General features: G+C 50.8%; 19 protein-coding genes. 9 read left to right on the forward strand and 10 right to left on the reverse strand.

The window, feature by feature from the left end; all coding sequences use genetic code 11:
- Positions 1 to 5: 5 nt before the first annotated feature.
- On the reverse strand, positions 6 to 251 hold the full coding sequence (zapB, locus tag On2M_RS22985) for a septal ring assembly protein ZapB (RefSeq protein ID WP_210905503.1): 246 nt from the start codon (positions 249 to 251) through the stop codon (positions 6 to 8).
- 425 nt (positions 252 to 676) lie between these two features.
- Here zapB and On2M_RS22990 point away from each other — a divergent pair, with 425 nt between their 5' ends.
- The 4 genes from On2M_RS22990 (at position 677) to fpr (ending at position 5040) form a co-directional block, all read left to right on the forward strand.
- Complete coding sequence (locus tag On2M_RS22990; protein WP_151218445.1) at positions 677 to 1522, forward strand: MIP/aquaporin family protein; 846 nt, start codon at positions 677 to 679, stop codon at positions 1520 to 1522.
- Between the two features lie 21 nt (positions 1523 to 1543).
- Entirely contained in the window at positions 1544 to 3052 is a 1509-nt protein-coding gene (gene glpK / locus On2M_RS22995; RefSeq protein ID WP_151218444.1) for a glycerol kinase GlpK, read from the forward strand.
- Positions 3053 to 3187: 135 nt separating this feature from the next.
- Positions 3188 to 4198: a class II fructose-bisphosphatase gene (gene glpX / locus On2M_RS23000; RefSeq protein WP_151218443.1), complete on the forward strand. Its 1011-nt coding sequence runs from the start codon at positions 3188 to 3190 to the stop codon at positions 4196 to 4198.
- A 95-nt stretch (positions 4199 to 4293) separates the two neighbouring features.
- Positions 4294 to 5040 (forward strand): ferredoxin--NADP(+) reductase, encoded by a 747-nt coding sequence (gene fpr, locus On2M_RS23005; RefSeq protein ID WP_151224163.1) that lies wholly within the window; start codon positions 4294 to 4296, stop codon positions 5038 to 5040.
- A gap of 33 nt (positions 5041 to 5073) precedes the next feature.
- On the opposite strand, the gene On2M_RS23010 is transcribed toward fpr, so the two are convergent.
- On the reverse strand, positions 5074 to 5502 hold the full coding sequence (locus On2M_RS23010) for a DUF805 domain-containing protein (protein WP_151224162.1): 429 nt from the start codon (positions 5500 to 5502) through the stop codon (positions 5074 to 5076).
- A 100-nt stretch (positions 5503 to 5602) separates the two neighbouring features.
- Between On2M_RS23010 and On2M_RS23015 the strand changes: the two genes are divergently transcribed.
- Together On2M_RS23015 and tpiA are read left to right on the forward strand one after the other, a co-directional pair.
- Positions 5603 to 6199, forward strand: coding sequence for a DUF1454 family protein (locus On2M_RS23015; RefSeq protein ID WP_151218440.1), 597 nt, complete (start codon positions 5603 to 5605; stop codon positions 6197 to 6199).
- 111 nt (positions 6200 to 6310) lie between these two features.
- On the forward strand, positions 6311 to 7078 hold the full coding sequence (gene tpiA, locus On2M_RS23020) for a triose-phosphate isomerase (RefSeq protein ID WP_003028783.1): 768 nt from the start codon (positions 6311 to 6313) through the stop codon (positions 7076 to 7078).
- Between the two features lie 86 nt (positions 7079 to 7164).
- On the opposite strand, the gene On2M_RS23025 is transcribed toward tpiA, so the two are convergent.
- The 5 genes from On2M_RS23025 to On2M_RS23045 form a co-directional block, all read right to left on the reverse strand.
- Positions 7165 to 8469, reverse strand: coding sequence for an SLC13 family permease (locus On2M_RS23025; RefSeq protein WP_210905504.1), 1305 nt, complete (start codon positions 8467 to 8469; stop codon positions 7165 to 7167).
- 146 nt (positions 8470 to 8615) lie between these two features.
- On the reverse strand, positions 8616 to 10199 hold the full coding sequence (locus tag On2M_RS23030; RefSeq protein ID WP_151218438.1) for a carbohydrate porin: 1584 nt from the start codon (positions 10197 to 10199) through the stop codon (positions 8616 to 8618).
- 161 nt (positions 10200 to 10360) lie between these two features.
- On the reverse strand, positions 10361 to 11773 hold the full coding sequence (locus tag On2M_RS23035; protein WP_187254025.1) for a PTS transporter subunit EIIC: 1413 nt from the start codon (positions 11771 to 11773) through the stop codon (positions 10361 to 10363).
- On the reverse strand, positions 11760 to 13451 hold the full coding sequence (locus On2M_RS23040; protein ID WP_247605075.1) for an alpha-glucosidase: 1692 nt from the start codon (positions 13449 to 13451) through the stop codon (positions 11760 to 11762). Before On2M_RS23040 ends, On2M_RS23035 begins: the two co-directional genes overlap by 14 nt.
- Positions 13452 to 13499: 48 nt before the next feature.
- Positions 13500 to 14498 carry a LacI family DNA-binding transcriptional regulator gene (locus On2M_RS23045; protein ID WP_210905505.1) on the reverse strand — a complete coding sequence of 333 codons (999 nt, stop codon included), beginning with the start codon at positions 14496 to 14498 and terminating at the stop codon, positions 13500 to 13502.
- 218 nt (positions 14499 to 14716) lie between these two features.
- On the opposite strand from On2M_RS23045, the gene On2M_RS23050 reads away from it, so the two are divergent.
- The 3 genes from On2M_RS23050 to On2M_RS23060 all read left to right on the forward strand — a co-directional run bounded on the left by On2M_RS23050 (position 14717) and on the right by On2M_RS23060 (position 18275).
- Complete coding sequence (locus On2M_RS23050) at positions 14717 to 15631, forward strand: aminoimidazole riboside kinase (RefSeq protein ID WP_151218480.1); 915 nt, start codon at positions 14717 to 14719, stop codon at positions 15629 to 15631.
- A 209-nt stretch (positions 15632 to 15840) separates the two neighbouring features.
- Positions 15841 to 17241, forward strand: a complete 1401-nt coding sequence (locus On2M_RS23055) for a sucrose-6-phosphate hydrolase (RefSeq protein WP_151218436.1) — start codon at positions 15841 to 15843, stop codon at positions 17239 to 17241.
- A gap of 29 nt (positions 17242 to 17270) precedes the next feature.
- Entirely contained in the window at positions 17271 to 18275 is a 1005-nt protein-coding gene (locus On2M_RS23060; protein ID WP_151218479.1) for a LacI family DNA-binding transcriptional regulator, read from the forward strand.
- Positions 18276 to 18492: 217 nt separating this feature from the next.
- On the opposite strand, the gene On2M_RS23065 is transcribed toward On2M_RS23060, so the two are convergent.
- From On2M_RS23065 to pfkA, 3 genes are all read right to left on the reverse strand, one after another.
- On the reverse strand, positions 18493 to 19254 hold the full coding sequence (locus On2M_RS23065) for a CDP-diacylglycerol diphosphatase (RefSeq protein ID WP_187254024.1): 762 nt from the start codon (positions 19252 to 19254) through the stop codon (positions 18493 to 18495).
- Between the two features lie 104 nt (positions 19255 to 19358).
- Positions 19359 to 20348 carry a sulfate/thiosulfate ABC transporter substrate-binding protein Sbp gene (gene sbp, locus On2M_RS23070; RefSeq protein WP_187254023.1) on the reverse strand — a complete coding sequence of 330 codons (990 nt, stop codon included), beginning with the start codon at positions 20346 to 20348 and terminating at the stop codon, positions 19359 to 19361.
- Positions 20349 to 20549: 201 nt separating this feature from the next.
- On the reverse strand, positions 20550 to 21512 hold the full coding sequence (pfkA, locus tag On2M_RS23075) for a 6-phosphofructokinase (RefSeq protein WP_151218433.1): 963 nt from the start codon (positions 21510 to 21512) through the stop codon (positions 20550 to 20552).
- Positions 21513 to 21690: the final 178 nt, after the last annotated feature.

The raw sequence follows: 21690 nt of genomic DNA on the forward strand, positions 1-21690 counted from the left end.
CAGAATTAGACTTCTTCCATACGACCCAGGAGGGCATGCAGACGATCCTGCCAGCCATTCTGCTGTTCTTTCAGGTTGTTGTTCTCACGCTCCAGCTCTTCACGCTGCTGCAGTGCAGTCTGAACTTCCTGCGACAGTGAGTTGTTTTTTTCTTTCAGCTCTTCGATTTCCATCTGTAACAGCGTGATGGTATCAATCGCCTGCTGTACTTTTGCTTCCAGTTTCTCAAACACTTCTAATGACATCGTCATACCTCTCCTGAATTGCAAGGCGTTGATGGATAAAAATCCTCGTCCCGATAACCGGCGACGCCTTAATAAAAACGAGCGCACTCTACTTAGCTCCGATTGTATGAAGCCGCGCCATCGCTGTCCAGCGGCATCCCGCGCAGATTGCGGTTTGCAACACTTTTCGTCTTTCTCCTGGTGACATTACTGTCATAACTCTTAAGTGTTAACGAATTGATCATTGAAATGATTCAGCTCACACTATTTTTGTATAACAAATACCGCCAGATGGCGCGATAACGCTCATTTTGTTGATGCAGTACACACATTTTAATTTCGATATTTCTCGTTTTTGAGCGTTAACGATAAATTAACAGTGTGCCTACCGGCTCCGGGGATGTCAGTGACCTTCTCGCACATAAACATTAATCTCTCTTCAGGATCCGATTATGAGTCAAACCTCAACCTTAAAAGGCCAGTGCATTGCTGAATTCCTCGGTACCGGGTTGTTGATTTTCTTCGGTGTGGGCTGTGTCGCTGCACTCAAAGTGGCCGGGGCTACTTTTGGTCAGTGGGAAATCAGTGTCATCTGGGGCCTGGGGGTAGCGATGGCTATCTATCTGACCGCAGGCGTTTCTGGTGCACACCTGAATCCCGCGGTAACCATCGCACTCTGGCTGTTCGCCTGTTTTGATAAACGCAAAGTTATCCCTTTTATTATTTCGCAAATTGCCGGCGCCTTTTGCGCAGCGGCACTGGTTTACGGGCTTTATTACAATCTATTCCTCGATTTCGAACAAACTAACCATATCGTGCGCGGCAGTACCGAGAGCCTGGGTCTGGCAGGTACTTTCTCCACCTATCCGAACCCGCATATCAATTTTGTGCAGGCCTTCGCGGTTGAAATGGTCATTACCGCTATTCTAATGGGGCTGATTCTGGCTCTGACCGACGATGGTAACGGTGTACCTCGTGGTCCGCTGGCACCACTGCTGATCGGCTTGTTGATTGCCGTTATTGGTGCTTCCATGGGTCCGCTGACAGGTTTTGCGATGAACCCGGCACGTGACTTCGGACCGAAACTCTTCGCCTGGATGGCCGGATGGGGTGAGATTGCCTTCACGGGTGGTCGTGATATCCCTTACTTCCTGGTACCGGTGTTTGGCCCAATTACCGGCGCGATTTTGGGCGCATGGGCATATCGCAAACTGATTGGTCGCCATTTACCGTGCGATGTCTGCGTGATTGAAGAAAAAGACGCGGCGGCCAACACTCAACAAAAAGCTTCGCTGTAATGTGACTACGGGACAAAAATTATGACTGAAAAAAAATATATCGTTGCGCTCGACCAGGGCACCACCAGCTCCCGCGCGGTCGTAATGGACCACGATGCGAATATCGTTGCCGTTTCACAGCGCGAATTCGAGCAAATCTACCCGAAAGCAGGTTGGGTAGAACACGACCCAATGGAAATTTGGGCAACCCAAAGCTCTACGCTGGTTGAAGTTCTGGCGAAAGCCGATATCAGTTCCGATGAAATTGCAGCAATCGGTATTACTAACCAGCGTGAAACCACCATCGTCTGGGAGCGTGAAACCGGTAAACCAATCTATAACGCCATTGTGTGGCAGTGTCGTCGCACCGCGGATATCTGCGAAAAGCTCAAGCGCGATGGCATGGAAGAGTATATCCGTAACAACACCGGCCTGGTGATTGACCCGTACTTCTCCGGTACCAAGGTGAAGTGGATCCTCGACCACGTTGAAGGCTCACGTGAGCGCGCTCGTCGCGGCGAACTGCTGTTTGGTACCGTGGACACCTGGCTTATCTGGAAAATGACGCAGGGACGCGTACACGTCACGGATTACACCAACGCTTCACGTACCATGCTGTTTAACATCCATACCCTGGACTGGGATGACACGATGCTGGATGCGCTGGATATTCCGCGCGCCATGCTGCCAGAAGTGCGTCGTTCTTCTGAAGTGTACGGCCAGACCAACATTGGTGGTAAAGGCGGCATTCGTATTCCTATCTCCGGTATTGCCGGTGACCAGCAGGCGGCTCTCTTTGGTCAGCTGTGCGTGAAGGAAGGGATGGCGAAAAACACGTACGGTACCGGCTGCTTCATGCTGATGAACACCGGCGAGAAAGCCGTTAAGTCCGAAAACGGGTTGCTGACTACTATCGCCTGCGGACCGACCGGGGAAGTGAACTACGCGCTGGAAGGTGCGGTATTTATGGCTGGCGCATCCATTCAGTGGTTGCGCGATGAAATGAAGCTCATCAGCGATGCATTCGACTCTGAGTATTTCGCCACCAAAGTGAAAGACACCAACGGCGTGTACGTCGTTCCGGCATTTACTGGCCTGGGCGCACCGTACTGGGACCCGTATGCACGTGGCGCCATCTTCGGCCTGACCCGTGGCGTAAACTCCAACCACATCATCCGCGCAACGCTTGAGTCTATCGCTTACCAGACCCGCGACGTACTGGAAGCAATGCAGGCTGACTCCGGAATTCGTCTTCACGCCCTGCGCGTTGACGGCGGTGCAGTTGCCAACAACTTCCTGATGCAGTTCCAGTCTGACATTCTGGGCACCCGCGTTGAGCGCCCGGAAGTCCGCGAAGTCACCGCATTGGGTGCAGCGTACCTGGCTGGTCTGGCAGTAGGCTTCTGGCAGAATCTGGATGAGTTGCAAGAGAAAGCGGTCATCGAGCGTGAATTCCGTCCAGGCATCGAAACCACCGAGCGTAACTTCCGTTACAGCGGCTGGAAAAAAGCGGTCAAACGCGCAATGGCGTGGGAAGACCACGACGAGTAATACGTCATTGCCGGATGGCGACTGTGCCTAATCCGGCAATCTCTTCTTGCGGGGGCAACCCCGCACACACATCAATAATCTCGCCCCCTCCCCTGTGCTACACTTCGCGCCATTCCTTTCAGCTACGAGTTTGCAATGAGACGAGAACTTGCCATTGAATTTTCACGCGTGACCGAAGCGGCCGCGCTGGCTGGCTATAAATGGCTGGGCCGCGGCGATAAAAATACCGCTGACGGCGCGGCGGTGAACGCCATGCGTATTATGCTCAACCAGGTCAACATCGACGGCACCATCGTGATTGGCGAGGGTGAGATTGATGAAGCGCCGATGCTGTTTATCGGCGAGAAAGTCGGAACCGGTCGCGGTGATGCGGTCGACATCGCCGTCGATCCTATCGAAGGCACGCGCATGACGGCCATGGGCCAGGCCAACGCGTTGGCCGTACTGGCGGTTGGCGATAAAGGCTGCTTCCTCAACGCGCCGGATATGTACATGGAAAAGCTGATTGTCGGCCCAGGCGCAAAAGGGTCCATCGACCTGAACCTGTCGCTGGAAGCCAACCTGCGTAACATTGCTACCGCGCTCAACAAACCGCTCGGCGAACTGACCGTCACCATCCTGGCAAAACCACGCCATGACGAGGTTATTGCCGAGATGACAAAACTGGGCGTACGCGTCTTCGCCATTCCTGACGGCGACGTTGCGGCCTCGATCCTGACCTGCATGCCCGACAGCGAAGTTGACGTGCTGTATGGCATTGGCGGGGCGCCGGAAGGGGTGGTTTCCGCGGCTGTTATCCGCGCGCTGGATGGCGACATGCAGGGCCGTCTGCTGGCACGCCATGACGTCAAAGGCGACAGCGAAGAGAACCGTCGCATTGGCGAACAAGAACTGGCGCGCTGTGCTGCCATGGGCATTGAAGCGGGCAAAGCGTTACGTCTGGATGAAATGGCGCGCAGCGACAACGTCATTTTCTCCGCAACCGGCATCACCAAAGGCGATCTGCTGGAAGGAATTAGCCGTAAAGGTAATATCGCAACCACCGAAACGCTACTGATCCGCGGCAAATCGCGGACGATCCGCCGTATTCAGTCGATTCACTACCTCGATCGCAAAGATCCTGATGTGCAGGCGCACATTCTGTAATTGATTTGATCAATAGAGCCTTCCAGCCCATCCGGGCTGGAAATCTTTCGCCCAACGAACGAAGATAAGGCAATCAAAGCAGACAGGAGAAAACCATGGCAGATTGGGTAACAGGCAAAGTCACAAAGGTGCAGAACTGGACCGATGCCCTGTTTAGTTTGACCGTGCGAGCTCCGGTTCTTCCTTTTACCGCAGGTCAGTTCACCAAACTTGGCCTTGAGATTGACGGCGAGCGCGTCCAGCGCGCCTATTCATATGTTAATGCGCCTGACAACCCTGACTTAGAATTTTATCTGGTGACGGTTCCCGACGGCAAACTCAGCCCTCAACTGGCAGCGCTAAAGCCAGGTGATGAAGTCCAGGTGGTGAGTGAGGCAGCTGGATTCTTCGTACTGGATGAAGTCCCTGATTGCGAAACGCTATGGATGCTGGCAACCGGCACCGCTATCGGTCCGTATTTGTCGATTCTGCAGTTAGGCAAAGACCTGGATCGCTTTAAAAATCTGGTGCTGGTGCATGCCGCACGTTATGCCGCCGATTTGAGTTACCTGCCGTTGATGCAGGCGCTTGAAAAGCGCTACGAAGGTAAATTACGCATCCAGACGGTTGTCAGCCGGGAGACAGCTGCAGACTCGCTGACCGGGCGCGTACCGGCGCTGATTGAAAGCGGTGAACTGGAAAAAGCGGTAGGGCTGTCAATGGATAAAGAAACCAGCCACGTGATGCTGTGCGGAAACCCGCAAATGGTACGCGATACACAGCAACTGCTGAAAGAAACCCGGCAAATGACCAAACACCTGCGTCGTCGACCGGGCCATATGACCGCTGAGCACTACTGGTGAGGGCTTGCCGGATGGCGTTAACGCTTATCCGGCCTACGAGTCAGCTCTGTACTTCACGTCCTGCGTATCCTTCCCATATTTATTTTCATCCTGGGTGCCAATGAACGCGCCCAGATCGATTAGCATACCGACCAGAATCAACGTCGGCACAAAGCGACCAACCGCCCATTGCCAGACGCCTGGTAACATCGCCCAGTTCCCGGCCAGCAGCATCCACGCCAGAATCATCAACAGCGCCCATGCTCCTGAACGCCCCCTATCGTGCAGGCGTTTTACCGTCACCGCAGCCGTTGGCCACAGCAGACATACCAGACAAAATGCCGCCGTCTGAATATCGAGTAATTGTTTACTCGCCAGCGAAAACAAAACCAGCATTCCAACGATCCACAGGCCTATCCAAATCCAGAAATCACGGCGCCCGATGCGCCCTTTAAATGAGAATAACCACTGCTGTATGGTCATGTAAGTTCCTTTATTATTACCTTCCAGAACAGTTTACCCTTTTGACAAGCCCGACAGTTACCGTTTTAATCGTGAGCAGTGAGAATGAAAGGTACTATTGATGAAGCAAGGATTTATACTGTTTTTATTATTGTTTTCAGCCTTAACAGCCAGTGCTGCGGCACGGGCGGAAGAGCCATCGACAGCAACCACGGCCCCCTATTTACTGGCGGGTGCGCCAACCTTTGACCTGTCGATCAGCCAGTTTCGCGAAAACTTTAATACGCAGAATCCGAAGCTTATCCTGAATGAGTTCCGCGCCATCGACAGCAGTCGCGATCGAGCAAATCTCACCCGCGCAGCCAGTAAAATTAATGAAAACCTGTATGCGTCCTCCGCACTTGAGCGCGGCACCTTAAAAATCAAAAGTATGCAGATAACCTGGTTGCCCATTCAGGGGCCAGAACAAAAAGCGGCCAAAGCGAAAGCGCTGGAATACATGATCGCCGTTATTCGCACCGTCGCGCCGCTGCAGACGAAAGAACAGAGCCAGAAAAAGCTACAAAAACTGCTCGCTGCCGGCAAAGGCAAGCGCTATTACGCAGAAACAGAAGGCGCAATTCGCTATGTTGTTGCAGACAACGGTGAAAAAGGACTGACCTTCGCTGTTGAACCGATTAAGCTGGTACTATCAGAAAGTCTTGAGAAGGCGAATTGATGACAAAAAGCAAAGCCTTTCAGGGGATGAATCTCTATACTGTTTCACAGACCATGCTGCCCTCACGGGCGGCCATATTCCTTAATTCGCTGACAAGCGTGGAGAAATGAAATGCGACATCCTTTAGTGATGGGTAACTGGAAACTGAACGGCAGCCGCCATATGGTAAACGAACTGGTTGCTAATCTGCGTAAAGAACTGGCTGGCGTTGCTGGCTGTGCAGTAGCGATCGCTCCGCCGGAAATGTATATCGACCTGGCAAAACACGCCGCTGCCGGTAGCCACATCATTCTGGGCGCGCAGAACGTTGACCTAAACCTGTCTGGCGCATTCACCGGTGAAACTTCTGCTGAAATGCTGAAAGATATCGGCGCGCAGTACATCATTATCGGTCACTCTGAGCGTCGTACTTACCACAAAGAGTCTGACGAGCTGATCGCTAAAAAATTCGCTGTGCTGAAAGAACAGGGTCTGACTCCGGTTCTGTGCATCGGTGAAACCGAAGCAGAAAACGAAGCGGGCAAAACTGAAGAAGTTTGTGCACGTCAGATCGACGCCGTTCTGAAAACTCAGGGCGCGGCAGCATTCGAAGGCGTGGTTATCGCTTACGAACCAGTATGGGCTATCGGTACCGGTAAATCAGCAACTCCAGCGCAGGCTCAGGCTGTTCACAAATTCATCCGTGACCACATTGCTAAAGCTGACGCGAAAATCGCTGAACAAGTTATCATCCAGTACGGCGGCTCCGTAAACGCAGCAAACGCTGCTGAACTGTTTGCTCAGCCGGACATCGACGGCGCGCTGGTTGGCGGTGCTTCTCTGAAAGCTGACGCCTTCGCCGTGATCGTTAAAGCAGCAGAAGCCGCTAAACAGGCGTAATGCGCGTTAATGCCTGATGGCGCTATGCTTATCAGACCTACGGAATCATGTAGGCCTGATAAGACAACGTCGCCATCCGGCATTTATTACAATTTCCCCAACACATTAAACCAGGCGTAATCCAACGGCAGAAGAAGCAGATACGTTGCCGCCGCCAGCGCGATACACAGCAGCATTCCCGCCCTCGCAGGCACTTTCCCAAGCGCCATCGCTACCACAATCGGCGAAGCCTGATACGGCAACAACGGTGTGGAATAACCCAATACCTGGATCATAATCACCGACAGCAGCGGGAACCCTGTTGCATCAGCAAAACTTTGCGCCAGCGTGGTATACAGCGCCGGAACGCCGTTCGCTGTCATAATAAAGTTGAGCGCGGTGGTAATGCCAGTCAGCGCGAGAAAGCTGGTAAACGGTTTTTCTGCATCCAGTGGCATCACCTGCAGCAACGCTTCGCCCACCGCACTGCCAATGCCGGTCTGGGTAACGGTAATCGCCAGCCCCAGAATGCCCGCCACGTAAATACAGGTCCGGATATTTACCCCAGAGGAAAACTCCTCGCCATTGATAAAACCAACCCGTGGTAGCAGCGTGATAACCGCCGCCGCCAATCCGGTCCACGCGGGGCCAATGCCGTGCCAGCTTTCGCTTACCCAAAGAAGCAACACCACCGCTAACATCCAGGCCAGACGTTTTTCATCTCCGCTCATCGGTTCCGATGGCGTGAGATCGCGCGGCGCATGAGGCTTGCCAGGGAACAGCCAGCAGATAAGCGCGATGAGAACCGCACCTTTGAGCCAGCCCAGCACCGGCGTATGCAACAGCAAATAGGGAAGATAATTGAGATGGATACCGTAAGAGCCTTCCGCCGTGCCGCTCATCACCAGATTCGGGACGTTGGCGGGTAAAATCGTCGCGGAAAGCTGGAATGTCCCAAACCCGACGGCCAGCGCCAGACCATACCAGGCGCGCGTACCATCATTAATTCCGGCTCGTTTCGCCATCGCCGCGACAATCGGCATCAGTAATGCAATACGCCCCATGTTGGACGGCATCACAAACGCCAGCGCGTAACTGAGCAGCACCACACTCGCCACCATCAACGGCCAGGAATCGGTCAACCGCGATGACAGCGCCCTCGCCGCCCTGTCCGCCAGCCCCGTTTTGCGAATCGCGATCCCCAGCACAAAGCCACTAAAGACCAGCCAGAACGCCGACGATGCAAAGCCGCCAAAAATCACATCCGCTGGCGCGATTTTGGCCACCATTGCCACGGCAAAGAACAACAGCGCGGTGATAAATTCCGGCAGCAGCGACGTAGCCCAGAGCAGGATGGTGATACCAACCACCAGAGAGGGGATAAACAGAGGGTGTGTAAGCCAGATCGACATGCCTGTCTCCTGTTGTTTTTTTCAACAAGAATACGGGGACAGGCATGCGGAGTAAACGCCAGATTAGGTGGGTCGACTGAAACCATTTATTCCATAATAGATCGGATAACTTAAATCGGAATGAACGTCCCTTAGTTTTTTGACTATCAGAACCATGTTTCTAACTGGGCGCCAAACAACAACGAACCACCGCTGTGATAACCCGTACTCCCAGGCGTATCCGTACTTGAATAATCATCCAGCGATTTATTCCAGTTCATATACGTCACAAAAAAGCGTATCTCAGGCCGTTCAAAGAAATCGGTGACATTTTGCATTTTGAATGTTGGCGCGAAGGTCAGTTTGACGTAGCTACCGCTGGTTGCTTTGTTATTGTTAAAACCTTGTGGATCGATATCCATATACTGATAACTGGTTTCATATTGCAGCGCAAAGTTTTGATTAATTTCCTGAATAAAACGCGAGTTCAGCGTTATCCAGTTATAGCGATCGTCAGTGATATAGCGATTATTGCTCGTTTGCGCCATAAATACCGGAGCCCAACTGAATTTATCCGTTAACGGGGTGATACCATAAGAGGCAAATTTAATCGTCCAGGCGTCATCAATCAGGTATCCATCTGACCCCGGAGCCCGCACCTCGGCCCCCAGCGCTTTACCATACTGCAGGATCGTTTTCGACATTCCCTCGCCTATGCCGTAAAAGCTGTCGCCATGGTACGCCAGCATCGTATTGATACCCTGTGATGCCGCTTTGTTCGTCGCTAACCCGTCGTTGATTCGTTTGTCATTATCCTTTGAATACAGACCATTAACCATCCATTGCCATGGGCCCAGACGATTATTCAGAGAAAAGGTGTAATTCTGCACGAAGGTGTTCGCCGCACCGGTCATATTGTTGTATTCAACATTCCCCATATCCTCAATATCATTGAAGTTGCGGCCATAAACCGAAAAGTTTGTTTTTACGCCATCAACAAAACTCACATCATAAATACCCGCCCCGGTCCCCACCAGACTCATCATGTCAGAATCGAGCCAGTGGATATCAAAGTTATCACGATCCTCACGCTTACCAGCCCACAGCGTTGCATTTTGAAAAGCGCCACTAAAGGAGGGCATATCGCTCATTTCCGCAAATGCCTGCCGTAAGTTCATTTCACCATTGAAGGCACTATCGGTATTATATGTTTTGTCCCATTCCGCTATTTTCATGTAATAACGTAATTTCGAATTATTGGCATATTGGTGCAAAAAGTTCATATCAGCAGTCACATACGTGTCCGCTTCATTCCCTAAACGTCCTACGCTGCCCCCGGTGCTGCCCGCTGGCGTCATGGAAGGCCCGACGGTCGTAGAGGAACCGGTTTTACCCGTCAGGATCCCCGTACGCGCATAACCGCCGAACTTAATCTCCGTCCGCTCTCCCGCCGGGGTCTCTTTGCCGAAGGACGGTGCCATAGTCAACGCAATATTCGGTTGCGATGACGATTGTGATTGTTGTATCGCCCGCAATTTTTCCTGTACCTGCGCCGTATTTCGTTCTGCCGCTGCTGCACGTTTTTCTGCACTGTCGATTTTTCGTTCCGCCTGAACCAACTGCGCTCGCGACTGCTGCAACTCCCGCTCCAGCACTTCTAACCGGGCGTTAATATCGCTGAGGGTTATGTCCGCACTTTGCGCTGTTAAAGGCAATAACAGCCCCATAAAAGCAACGTTATTGAGTTTCATAATAATCCCAAAGATGGGCAACGGATATTCGGGCAAAAGCAGGCCTTACGCACCGTTGCGCATAACATAATTTATTAACAATAATTTATATCAATAATAGCTCTACATCATTCGAGGCGTAGTGAACACACGTACAACCTGAAATATGATGTTTCTATTCCTTATTTATGATTTTCTGTTTTATCTCCAGGCGCATCATTAATTTTTACGAGCAGCGTGGTCATGATAAAGGCGAGGATAAATACGGCAACGCCTACACAGATATAACTCACAACCTGATAATGATCGTAAATATACATTAATGGTGATAACAATACTGCCAGCCCATAAGAATTGGCTTTTATAGACAATAATGATAATACCATTCCGCCAAGCGCGGAGCAGATAAGCATTATAGCGATAGCACGAATTCCTGTTCGCATCACAATACCAAATAGCGCAGGTTCTGAGACACCAAGAAGTTGCGTCGCGGTTGCGGAAATACCAGCCGTTTTAAATGATGGACTGCGTGATTTCAATGAAATAGCAAGACACACGGCAGCATTGGCGAAGCCATACATCGCGCAGACGGTGATTAAAGGGTTAAACCCTGTGCCCGCTATCAGGGAGGTTTCAATCATAATGAACATATGATGCATCCCGGTCATGACGGCTATCGGGTAGAGGAATCCAATTAGCAATCCACCAATTCCTGCTGGTAAAGAAAGGAATTGCTGTATAGCTAAGATCGCGTAATGTTCAAAACCATGAACTAATGGCCCTAATACAAGTAAAGCAATGGACACCGACAGTAAAATGACCACAAACGGCGTAAAGATAAGGTCCATCGAATCTGGCATAACCTTCCGCAATACAATCTCCAGTTTCGCACCGATAATGCCAGTGATGAGCGCCGTTAAAATTGAGCCCTGATAGCCCACCAGTGGAATAAAGCCAAAGACATAAATTGGGTTCGCATTACCGTAGGCGACGTCATAAGCGTTAGGCAATGCCGGTGAAACCAGCATCAGGCCAATCAAAAATCCAACGATCGGCGTCCCGCCAAATTTTTTAAATGCCGACCAGCAGATAAACGCTGCCAAAAAGGCAAATGCCGTATCGCACAGCACCGTGGTCAGGGTTTTCAGGTACAGAGGAATATTGTCAGCATTACTCCCAAACCAGGCCAGTACGGTATCGTTGAATAGTACCCCTTTCAGACCAAGGAACAGGCCGGTTGCCCCGAGAATGGGGACAATGGGCACAAACACGTCCGATAAATTGCGTATACCACGTTGTAAGCGATTTCCGCTCTGCTGGATCATCTCCTCTTTGCTGACCTCAGTAACATTAAAAGCGGCGGCAAACTCACTATAGACTTTATTAACGATTCCAGTACCAAGGATAATCTGGTATTGCCCAGAATTAAAAAATACGCCCTTTACATCACTAATACTGCGGATTTTTTCGTCATTAATACGCTCACGGTCTTTTACTTGCAAGCGTAATCGGGTGGCGCAATGGGTGGCCGAAATAATATTATCAATGCCAATTGTATCGACAATCTCAACGGCAATTTTTTTAAACTTGCTCATTTGTTACACACTCTTTAATGATAATTGTCTGGTAGGGTTTCAGGTTAGAATCAATGCTGTCATAGTTATTAAGCAGAACTTCCCCAACCGGAATCACATAAGATAATGGAGTATTACTCATATTGGTTATGGAAATAAGACGCTGATTATCGGTATGCCGTGCATACGCGACGATGTCATCACTGTGGGTTTCTAACGGGCTAAAATTGCCATAAATCAACACTTCTGGATATTCAAGATTACGTAGCTGAATCAGACGTTGATAAAAATGGAACACGGAATCTGAACGATGTCGCTGCTCTTCAGCGTTAATCTCAAAATCACGGTGGGTGAATTCCAGCCACGGCTGTGCTCCCGAATTGAAGCCTCCATTAATCGTTTTAGCCCACGGGAACGGCGTTCGTGAGTTATCCCGGGAACGTTGATTAATAAACTCCAGTGCCTGGGCAGAAGTAAAACCCTCCGTGAGTGCGCGATGATAGTTATCAATACTGGAAATATCGTCGAACTGCTCAATGCGAGTCCGATTGAAATTTTTCATTCCCAGCTCCTGGCCCTGATAAATAAAAGGCGTTCCGTGCATGAAGAAATACATGGCCGCCAGGGCTTTAGCACCTGTTTCATTTTGAAATACCGGATCGCGGATCAATTTTGAAAGTGCGCGGGGCTGGTCGTGGTTTTCGATAAATGTCGTTCCCCAGCCGGATGCGATAAACGCTTGCTGGCTGGCAAAGAGCGCCTGTTTAAACTCTTTCACGGTCCAGTCACGTCGACGGAACCATTCAGAACCATTTTCCACATCGATATCGGCAGCATGAAAATCGAAGATCATGTCGAAATAGCCCTGCGGCCCGATAAACTGACCGTAATCCGCCAGAGGTACGCCCGGCGCTTCCCCAACGGTAACGCAGCCAAAACGCTGAAAAGTGCGTTCTTTTAGCTCGTTAAGAAAAACCTCAATCCCGGGGCGGTTGCGTGATTTCCATTTTATCGATACCAGGCCGTCAATCCCATCGGCAGGCAAGGAACCATAATCCTGGTCTTTCTTAATGAAGGTGATGGCGTCAACCCGAAAACCCGCAATGCCTTTCTCTAGCCACCAGGTGATCATGGCGTAAATCTCTTCCCGTAACGCCGGGTTTTCCCAGTTAAGATCGGGCTGTTTGCGGTGAAAGGTGTGCAGATAGTAACACGCTTCACCCGCTACTTTTTCCCACGCGCTGCCGCCGAAAATAGAGCGCCAGTTATTTGGCGGCGCATCGTTGATGGCGGGTTTGAAAATATAGTAATCGCGATATTTCGACTGGGGCTGCGCCAGCGCCTGCGTAAACCAGGGATGCTCATCGCTGGTATGGTTTATAACCAGATCAATCATGACCTGAATACCATGTTCTTTGGCGCACGCAATGAGATTTTCCACATCCTGCATATCGCCAAAATCCGGATTTACGGCATAGTAATCCGCAATATCATACCCATTATCCGCCATCGGTGACTGATAAAACGGCGAAACCCAAATCATGGTGATTCCCAGTTCTTGCAGATAAGGCAATTTAGCGATGATTCCCTGGATATCACCAATACCGTCATTGTTACTATCGTAAAAACTCTTTGGGTAGACCTGGTAGATCACCGCCTCCTTCCACCACGCGTGGCGGTTTTTTTCCATCTTTGGCATAACATCCCCTGATATATGAAATCGATACCATATCGAATTAAAAAAAATTTATGCCGACTGTCGAATCACTAACTCTGGTTTCAACTCGGCCGGATCATACTTGTATTGCTGCCCATTGATTAACGCCAGCATATACTCTGCCGAAATCCTGCCCAGAGCCACGATGGGCTGACTGACGGTCGTTAACGGAATATTGAGCATTTCAGCCACGGGTAAATTATCGAACCCGATAACCGCCAAATCTTCCGGTATTTTCATACCGTTCATGGTCAGAGTGCCTATCACTCCGCAGGCAACTTCATCACTTCCGGTGAAAATGGCATCCGGGCGCTCCTCAGGCATCATTTGCAGGATCTGAAGTGCAATCTCCTGACCATCATGATAAGTATGCTGTTCACGAAATAACCAACGTTCATTGACGGTCAACCCCATCTCGTTCATCGCCGCCAAAAAACCGTTGTTTCTTCGGCTACCATGCCCCTTTTGCTGAAATTTTCCGCCAGTGGCGTACGCAATACGGCGATAACCTTTTGCCATTAAGTAGCGAATCGCATGATAGGTTGCGTTCCGATCGTCTACCCGAACCACCGGCAGAGTCGTCATTTCACCACCGGTATTACACAACAAAATCGGGCCATATTTTTCATATTCTTCAATAACATGCGATTCGCTTTCCATTGCACAAAGGATCAGCCCATCGATGATTTTTTTCTTTAACAGATCCAGACAGTTCTTTTCTTCTCCAGGGCTGTTGTGGTTCTGAACAATCAGCACCGAATAACCATTTTTACGCGCGGTACTTTCCAGCGCATCAACCAGACTGGCAAAGAAAGGGTTAGTGATCCGCGAAATCAGTACGCCAATACGCTGGCTTTTCACGCCACGCATCTGCTGCGCCGCGGTGCTGGGTTCATAATCCAGCGCTTTCATCGCTGCCAGAATTTTTTCCCTTTTATCTTCAGAAATATAGGGATGGTTATTAAGAAACCGGGAGACGGTGGTTATTGATAAACCTGCTTTTTCAGCAACATCTTTAATCGTGGCCATGGCGTATTATGAAATCGATATCATGTAATCATCAGAATAAGGGGGGAAGGACAGAGAAAATACTACAATGTTTTGAAAATATGATTGCTATCACAAAGTAAAATAATCTCTTCCTCGTCGCGGGGGAAAATTTGCCTGCCTCCTATTCCGCTTGATCCTGAACTGTGTTTAACTTAGCTAAACCGGTTTAGCACTGTTTAGCTAAAAGAGGAATTATGGTGAGCAGAAAAGTTTGGGTCCTTGGGGATGCTGTCGTTGATTTATTGCCGGATGGTGAAGGGTGCCTGCGACAGTGTCCCGGCGGCGCGCCAGCGAATGTGGCAGTAGGCGTGGCCCGTCTGGGCGGGGACAGCGGATTTATCGGTCGCGTTGGCGATGATCCTTTTGGTCATTTTATGCTCCAGACGCTGAAACAAGAAAACGTCGACGTCGGGTACATGTCTGTTGATGGTGAGCATCGGACATCCACCGTCGTGGTCGCACTCAATGAAGACGGCGAACGAACTTTCACGTTCATGGTTCGCCCCAGTGCTGATTTATTCTTACAGCAACGCGATTTGCCACTATTCACTTCCGGGCAATGGTTGCATATTTGCTCAATTGCACTCAGCGCAGAACCGAGTCGCAGCACAGCTTTTGCCGCAATGGAAAAGATAAAATATGCGGGAGGCTACATTAGCTTCGACCCAAATATCAGGGCCGATCTGTGGCGTGATGAGCAACTGCTGCGTGACAACATTCAACGCGCGTTGACCATGGCAAATGTAGTTAAACTGTCGGAAGAAGAGTTGGTGTTTATCAGCGCCAGTGATGACCCGTCCGAGGGCGTGCGCTGGATGATGGAGCGTTACCAGCACGACCTCCTGATGGTAACCCGAGGTAAAGAAGGGGTCATAGTGGCCTTTCGTGGGCAGGTTTTGCATTTCCCTGCTCGCCCGACGATCAGCATTGATACCACTGGCGCTGGCGATGCTTTTGTCGCAGGTTTACTCTTCAGTCTGGCGGCACATGGACTTCCACAGAATGCGCAGTCTCTGGAAAAAAGCATCACGTTGGCACAAACCTGCGGTGCGCTGGCGACCACCGCCAAAGGTGCAATGACGGCGTTACCTCGTCTGTCAGACCTTGCGTAGTGCCTTTTTCGAGGCAAGAATGATGTCAATACTCATCTCATTCCTCATTAAATCGGTTTAGCATGGTTGATTAAAGTCAGCCCCCTCACCTGAGATGGCCACGTTTAATACTGGCCAGGTTTTATTCTCTGCGGGCGCCGTACCGATAGCGAAATCAATCACTGATACAACGCAGGGTTGTAACTAAACGATAAAATGGACGTGAACTAATGTCATTACCTTCCCGACTGCCTGAAATTTTGCAGGCGGTAATGCAAGGCCAGCCCCGCGCGTTGGCTGATGATCATTATCCTCACTGGCACCATGCGCCGGTGACCGGATTAATGAACGATCCTAATGGATTTATCGAATTCGCTGGCCGATACCATCTGTTTTACCAGTGGAATCCTTTCGCTTGCGATCATACCTTTAAATGCTGGGGGCACTGGAGCTCTGCTGACCTAATCCACTGGCGGCATGAACCAATTGCCCTGATACCAGATGAGGAGTATGACCGTAATGGCTGTTACTCCGGTTGTGCAATAGATCATGAAGGGATCTTACGTCTTTTCTATACCGGCAACGTCAAGTTTGCCGATGGGGCGCGCACGGCGTGGCAATGTCTGGCGACACAGTGCGAAAATGGAGCGTTCAGTAAACAAGGTCCGGTATTGCCGCTCCCGACGGGATACACTGGCCATGTGCGCGACCCAAAAGTCTGGTGGCATCACGATCGCTGGTATATGGTGCTGGGCGCTCAGGATCTGCAGTTGCGGGGGAAAGTGTTACTGTTCAGCTCCACAAACCTACAGCAGTGGCTTAGCCATGGCGAAATAGCGGGCCACGGCCTTAATGGCCTCTCCAGCGGCGGCTATATGTGGGAATGCCCCGATCTTTTTCCCCTCAACGGGACGGATATTCTCATCTGCTGCCCACAGGGATTACCACGTGAAGAATACCGCTTCCTCAACACCTATCCCGCCGTGTGGATGCAGGGGCAGCTCGATTACGCTCGCTCCGCGTTTGAGTGTAGTGAACTCCATGAACTGGACAGCGGCTTTGAATTTTATGCTCCGCAAACCTTGCTATCGAGCGATGGCCGTCGTCTGCTGATAGGATGGATGGGCGTTCCGGACGGCGAGGAGCTGTCGCAGCCAACCTGCGCGCAGGGATGGATTCACCAAATGACCTGCCTGCGTGAACTCACCTGGCGTAATGGCACGCTATACCAGACCCCGGCGCGGGAACTTGCGGCACTTCGCGGCGAAATGCAAGGCTGGCAAGGGGGCGTATTGCGCTTAGTGCCAATGGAGTTGGCTTTTGATATCGCCTGCGGCGACGAACTGACCATCGACTGTGCTGGCGCGTTGCATCTCCGCGTTAACGGTGATGGCTTACGGCTCTCACGCCAAAGTCTACAAACTGCGGAAATCCATCATCGTTACTGGCGCGGGACGGTGTGCCATCTGCACATTTTAATTGACCGCTCCAGCATAGAGATTTTCATCAACCACGGCGAAGGAGTAATGAGCAGCCGTTTTTTCCCCGATTATCCAGGAGAACTCACTTTCACGGGTAGCACGCCAGTTGCATTCCGTTACTGGCCGCTTCTGCCACACATGATAGAATAAATACCTTGAGTTTAAATGACTTTTCCGTGATGAAAACCAGACGCGTTACTATCAAAGATATTGCCGAAATGGCTGGGGTATCAAAAGCGACAGCCAGCCTGGTGTTGAGTGGCCGTGGCAAAGAGATGCGCGTCGCGCAAGAGACGCGTCAACGCGTGCTGACCATCGCCCGCGAACAGCACTATCAACCGAGTATTCACGCCCGTTCATTACGCGATAATCGCAGCCATACTATTGGTCTTGTCGTGCCAGAAATGACCAACTACGGCTTCGCCGTTTTTTCACATGAACTAGAAATGCTGTGCCGTGAGGCTGGCGTGCAGTTGCTGATTGCCTGTACGGATGAAAATCCGGCGCAGGAAAGCATCGCGGTAAATAATATGGTCGCTCGTCAGGTTGATGGTCTGATTATCGCCTCCTGCCTGCATAGCGATGCCGACTACCGGAAGCTAAGCCAGCAATTGCCAATAGTGCTGTTTGACCGCTGCCCGGGAAAAAGCGATCTGCCACTGGTCATGACCGACTCCATTACGCCTACGGTCGATCTTATCTCACGTATCGCCCAAAAGCATCGAGACGAATTCTGGTTCCTCGGCGGCCAACCGAGATTATCCCCCACCCAGGACCGGCTGGCGGGCTTTACTCAAGGTTTGATAAAGGCTGGCGTCGAGCTGCGTCCGGAGTGGGTGATTAACGGCAGTTTCCATCCCAGTTCAGGCTATGAGATGTTTGCGGCCCTTTGCGCACGCTTAGGGCGCCCGCCAAAAGCGGTGTTTACCGCTGCCTGTGGGTTGCTGGAAGGGGTGCTGCGCTATATGAGCCAACATCATTTACTGGCTAGCGATATTCATCTGGCCAGCTTCGACGATCATTATCTGTACGACTCACTCTCTGTGCGCATCGATACTATTCAGCAGGATAACAAGCTGTTAGCCTGGCACTGCTTCGAACTGCTTAATCAATTGATTAATGGCGAAACGCCGCAGTCCCGGCAACGATGTTTACCGGCTACTTTGCAGCTTCGCTTTAGATAAGTATGGCCGTGGCAATAGCTCTTAATACTTATATAGGTTTCCATTAAATAACTCAGCCGGATCACCGTTTCCTGCTGTGTTTCATCTCTGTCTACCACACAGGAACGATCAGCAAACGTAACTGATTAATAACAACACTCGTTATACGCACATGAGAAGTCCCTTTAATTCATATTCCTGGCTTACTCTGAAATAAGAACCCTGCCAGACAATCAAACTAATTTTGAGAATTTGCCAACAGCTTACAGTCGTGATCCTGAATTTCCTCAGCGGAGGCGAGATTGAGCGCCAGCAGATTGCGCTGGGTCGCCAGCAGAACAAAAGACTCATCGCTCTGACGCACCATCGCCAGCGCATAGCTGCCCATATGTTCACGCGCATCCGGCACCTCTTCTGCCAGCATCATAAATGGACTGCGTTGCGCCAGTTCATTTTCCGTGACGCGACGCGCCAGATATTCATGACCGCGCAGTCCACCCGGTAAAGGCAGCCAGCGAGTACTGATTTTCGCCAGGTTGTCATCAAGCTGTTGTCTGACATCGGTTCGCAGGCAGGAGATATGAATATGCAGATGATTTTGTGTACGCCCGCTACGCGAGTTAATGGTCAGAGAGACCGCTTTGTCAGGGATTTCGTGGCCGTATTTTTGGCTCATAAAGCTACGCGCCTGCCAGGCCAACCAGAAAAAGTTCGGCGTGCCTGATTTTAACAGCAGTGGGCTTTCTGTACCGTTGATGCGGTAAGTGGGCATCAACAAATATTGCAAAGGGCCATTTCGGTCTTTGAACACCGCATATCCGGCATCTGGCTTCACTTCTGCGCACGGCGCAGGATCCTGCTGCTGCAACTGGTGCGGCAGGCATTGCTGAAGAACAATCTGGCGTAATGCGTCCGGGTTGCCGGTAAATTTCCAGTACCCGATACCTGCAGCGACGGCAACAACCATTACCGCCAGAAAAAGATAGCCTGCTTTTTTCATTACGCGTTTCCTGTATCCCATTGAAGGGCAAGAGTAACGCAAAACCATGACAAATAAAAAACCCGGTTGCGTTAAGCCACCGGGTCGGTAAATCACAGAATTATTTAGCGTTTGCTGATCTGATCGAACGTACCGCCGTTAGAAAAGTGCTCTTTCTGCGCTTTTGTCCAGCCGCCAAACTCTTCGTCGATGGTGAACAGCTTCAGCTTCGGAAATGCGTTTTCGTATTTCTTCGCAACGTCTGCATCACGTGGACGATAGTAGTTTTTCGCTGCAATTTCCTGACCTTCCGGGGAGTAGAGATACTTCAGATAAGCCTCCGCCACCGCTTTGGTGTCTTTCTTTTCCACCACTTTATCGACCACGGAAACGGTCGGCTCCGCGAGGATAGATTCACTCGGCGTCACTATCTCGAATTTGTCTTTGCCCAGCTCGTTCGTTGCCAGCAGCGCTTCGTTTTCCCAGGCGATCAGCACATCACCGATACCGCGTTCTACAAAAGTATTGGTTGAACCACGCGCACCGGAATCCAGCACTTCAACGTTCTTATACAGGGCCTTCACGAAGTCTTGTGCCTTGGCCTGATCGTTGTTGTTGTGGTGTAAAGCGTAGCCCCATGCCGCCAGATAATTCCAGCGTGCGCCACCTGAGCTTTTCGGGTTCGGCGTAATAACCGACACGCCGGGTTTGATCAGATCGTTCCAGTCATGAATTTGTTTGGGATTCCCTTTGCGGACCAGAAACACGATGGTGGAGGTATAAGGCGCGGAGTTATCCGGCAGGCGCTTAATCCAGTTTTTATCGATACGACCACGTTCAGCAATGGCATCAACATCATAAGCCAGTGCGAGCGTCACAACATCGGCTTCAATGCCGTTGATGACGGAGGTTGCTTGCTTACCCGAACCGCCGTGCGACTGACGGATCACAACGTTGTCACCTGTTTCTTTCTTCCAGTGCGTGCTGAAGGCTTTATTGTACTGCTCGTACAGCTCACGCGTTGGATCGTACGATACGTTAAGTAGCTGAATATCCTTTGCCAGAACGCTGGTCGATGCCAGCAATAATGTTAACCCTACGCCCCATTTGTTCATCGCCCAGCTCTCTTATGTGATGTCGTAATGAGCAAAGCGTGCCAGAAAGGCATCCAAACATTAAAGAATAAAAAAAGATTTGCTATAACTTCGAGGAATAAAACTGAGGGGTTGCCGGATGGCGGCTAGCGCCTAACCCGGCCTACAACGTGTAATCTTGTCGGCCCGGTAAGCAAAGCGCCACCGGGCAACAAAAAGCAATCAGTACAGTTTTTTCGCGCAGTCCATCCAGTCACCTTTGAACGGACGCTTCATATTTTCGATAGCGTCGATGATGTCGTGGTGAACCAACTGCTCGTTCTGAATACCAACACAGCGACCGCCGTGACCTTCCAGCAGAAGTTCGATGGCATAGGCGCCCATGCGGGATGCCAGAATACGGTCGTAAGGAACCGGGGAACCACCACGCTGAATGTGGCCCAGCACGGTTGAACGCGTTTCGCGGCCCGTTTCCTTCTCGATGTAATGCGCCAGTTCGTCAACGTCACACATGTGCTCAGTGATCGCTACGATTGCGTGTTTTTTGCCCTTCGCGATGCCGGCTTTGATTTCAGCAACCAGATCGTCACGGCTGAATTCCACTTCCGGAACCACCACGAACTCACAACCCCCGGCAATTGCAGCCGCCAGGGTCAGATCGCCACAGTAGCGCCCCATCACTTCAACGATGGAAATACGCTGGTGAGAAGAAGAGGTATCACGCAGACGGTCAATCGCTTCAACTACGGTACCCAGCGCGGTGAAGTAACCGATGGTGTAGTCAGTGCCTTTGATATCGTTGTCGATAGTGCCCGGCAGACCGATGCAGGGGAAGCCCATTTCAGTCAGGCGTTTCGCCCCCAAATAAGAACCGTCACCACCGATAACAACCAGCGCGTCAATGCCACGCTTTTTCAGGTTTTCGATAGCCACCGCACGGACGTTTTCGTCGCGGAATTCCGGGAAACGGGCTGAACCGAGGAAAGTACCGCCACGGTTGATCATGTCGGACACGCTATAACGGTCAAGTTGAACCATACGGTCTTCATACAAACCCAGGTAGCCATCATGGATCCCCATGACTTCCAGCCCTTCCGTCAACGCTGCACGTACAACACCACGGATTGCTGCGTTCATGCCCGGCGCATCACCGCCGCTTGTCAACACACCGATTTTCTTAATCATGACTACCTCTGAACTTGGAATGCAAAATGAAATCTGCTGCCGGAAGTCGATTCCGCATATCGAAACGATCCAACGAATATGCAGATAGTATAACAATCACTTTCTGCTGAATTGATTCAGGTCAGGCCGAATGGTGGTAATTTATACACAAAATGCTGGCCTGGTTCACTTTTTTTAC

It is taken from the genome of Citrobacter sp. On2M (assembly GCF_018035235.1).
GTDB classification, from domain to species: Bacteria; Pseudomonadota; Gammaproteobacteria; order Enterobacterales; family Enterobacteriaceae; genus Citrobacter; species Citrobacter meridianamericanus.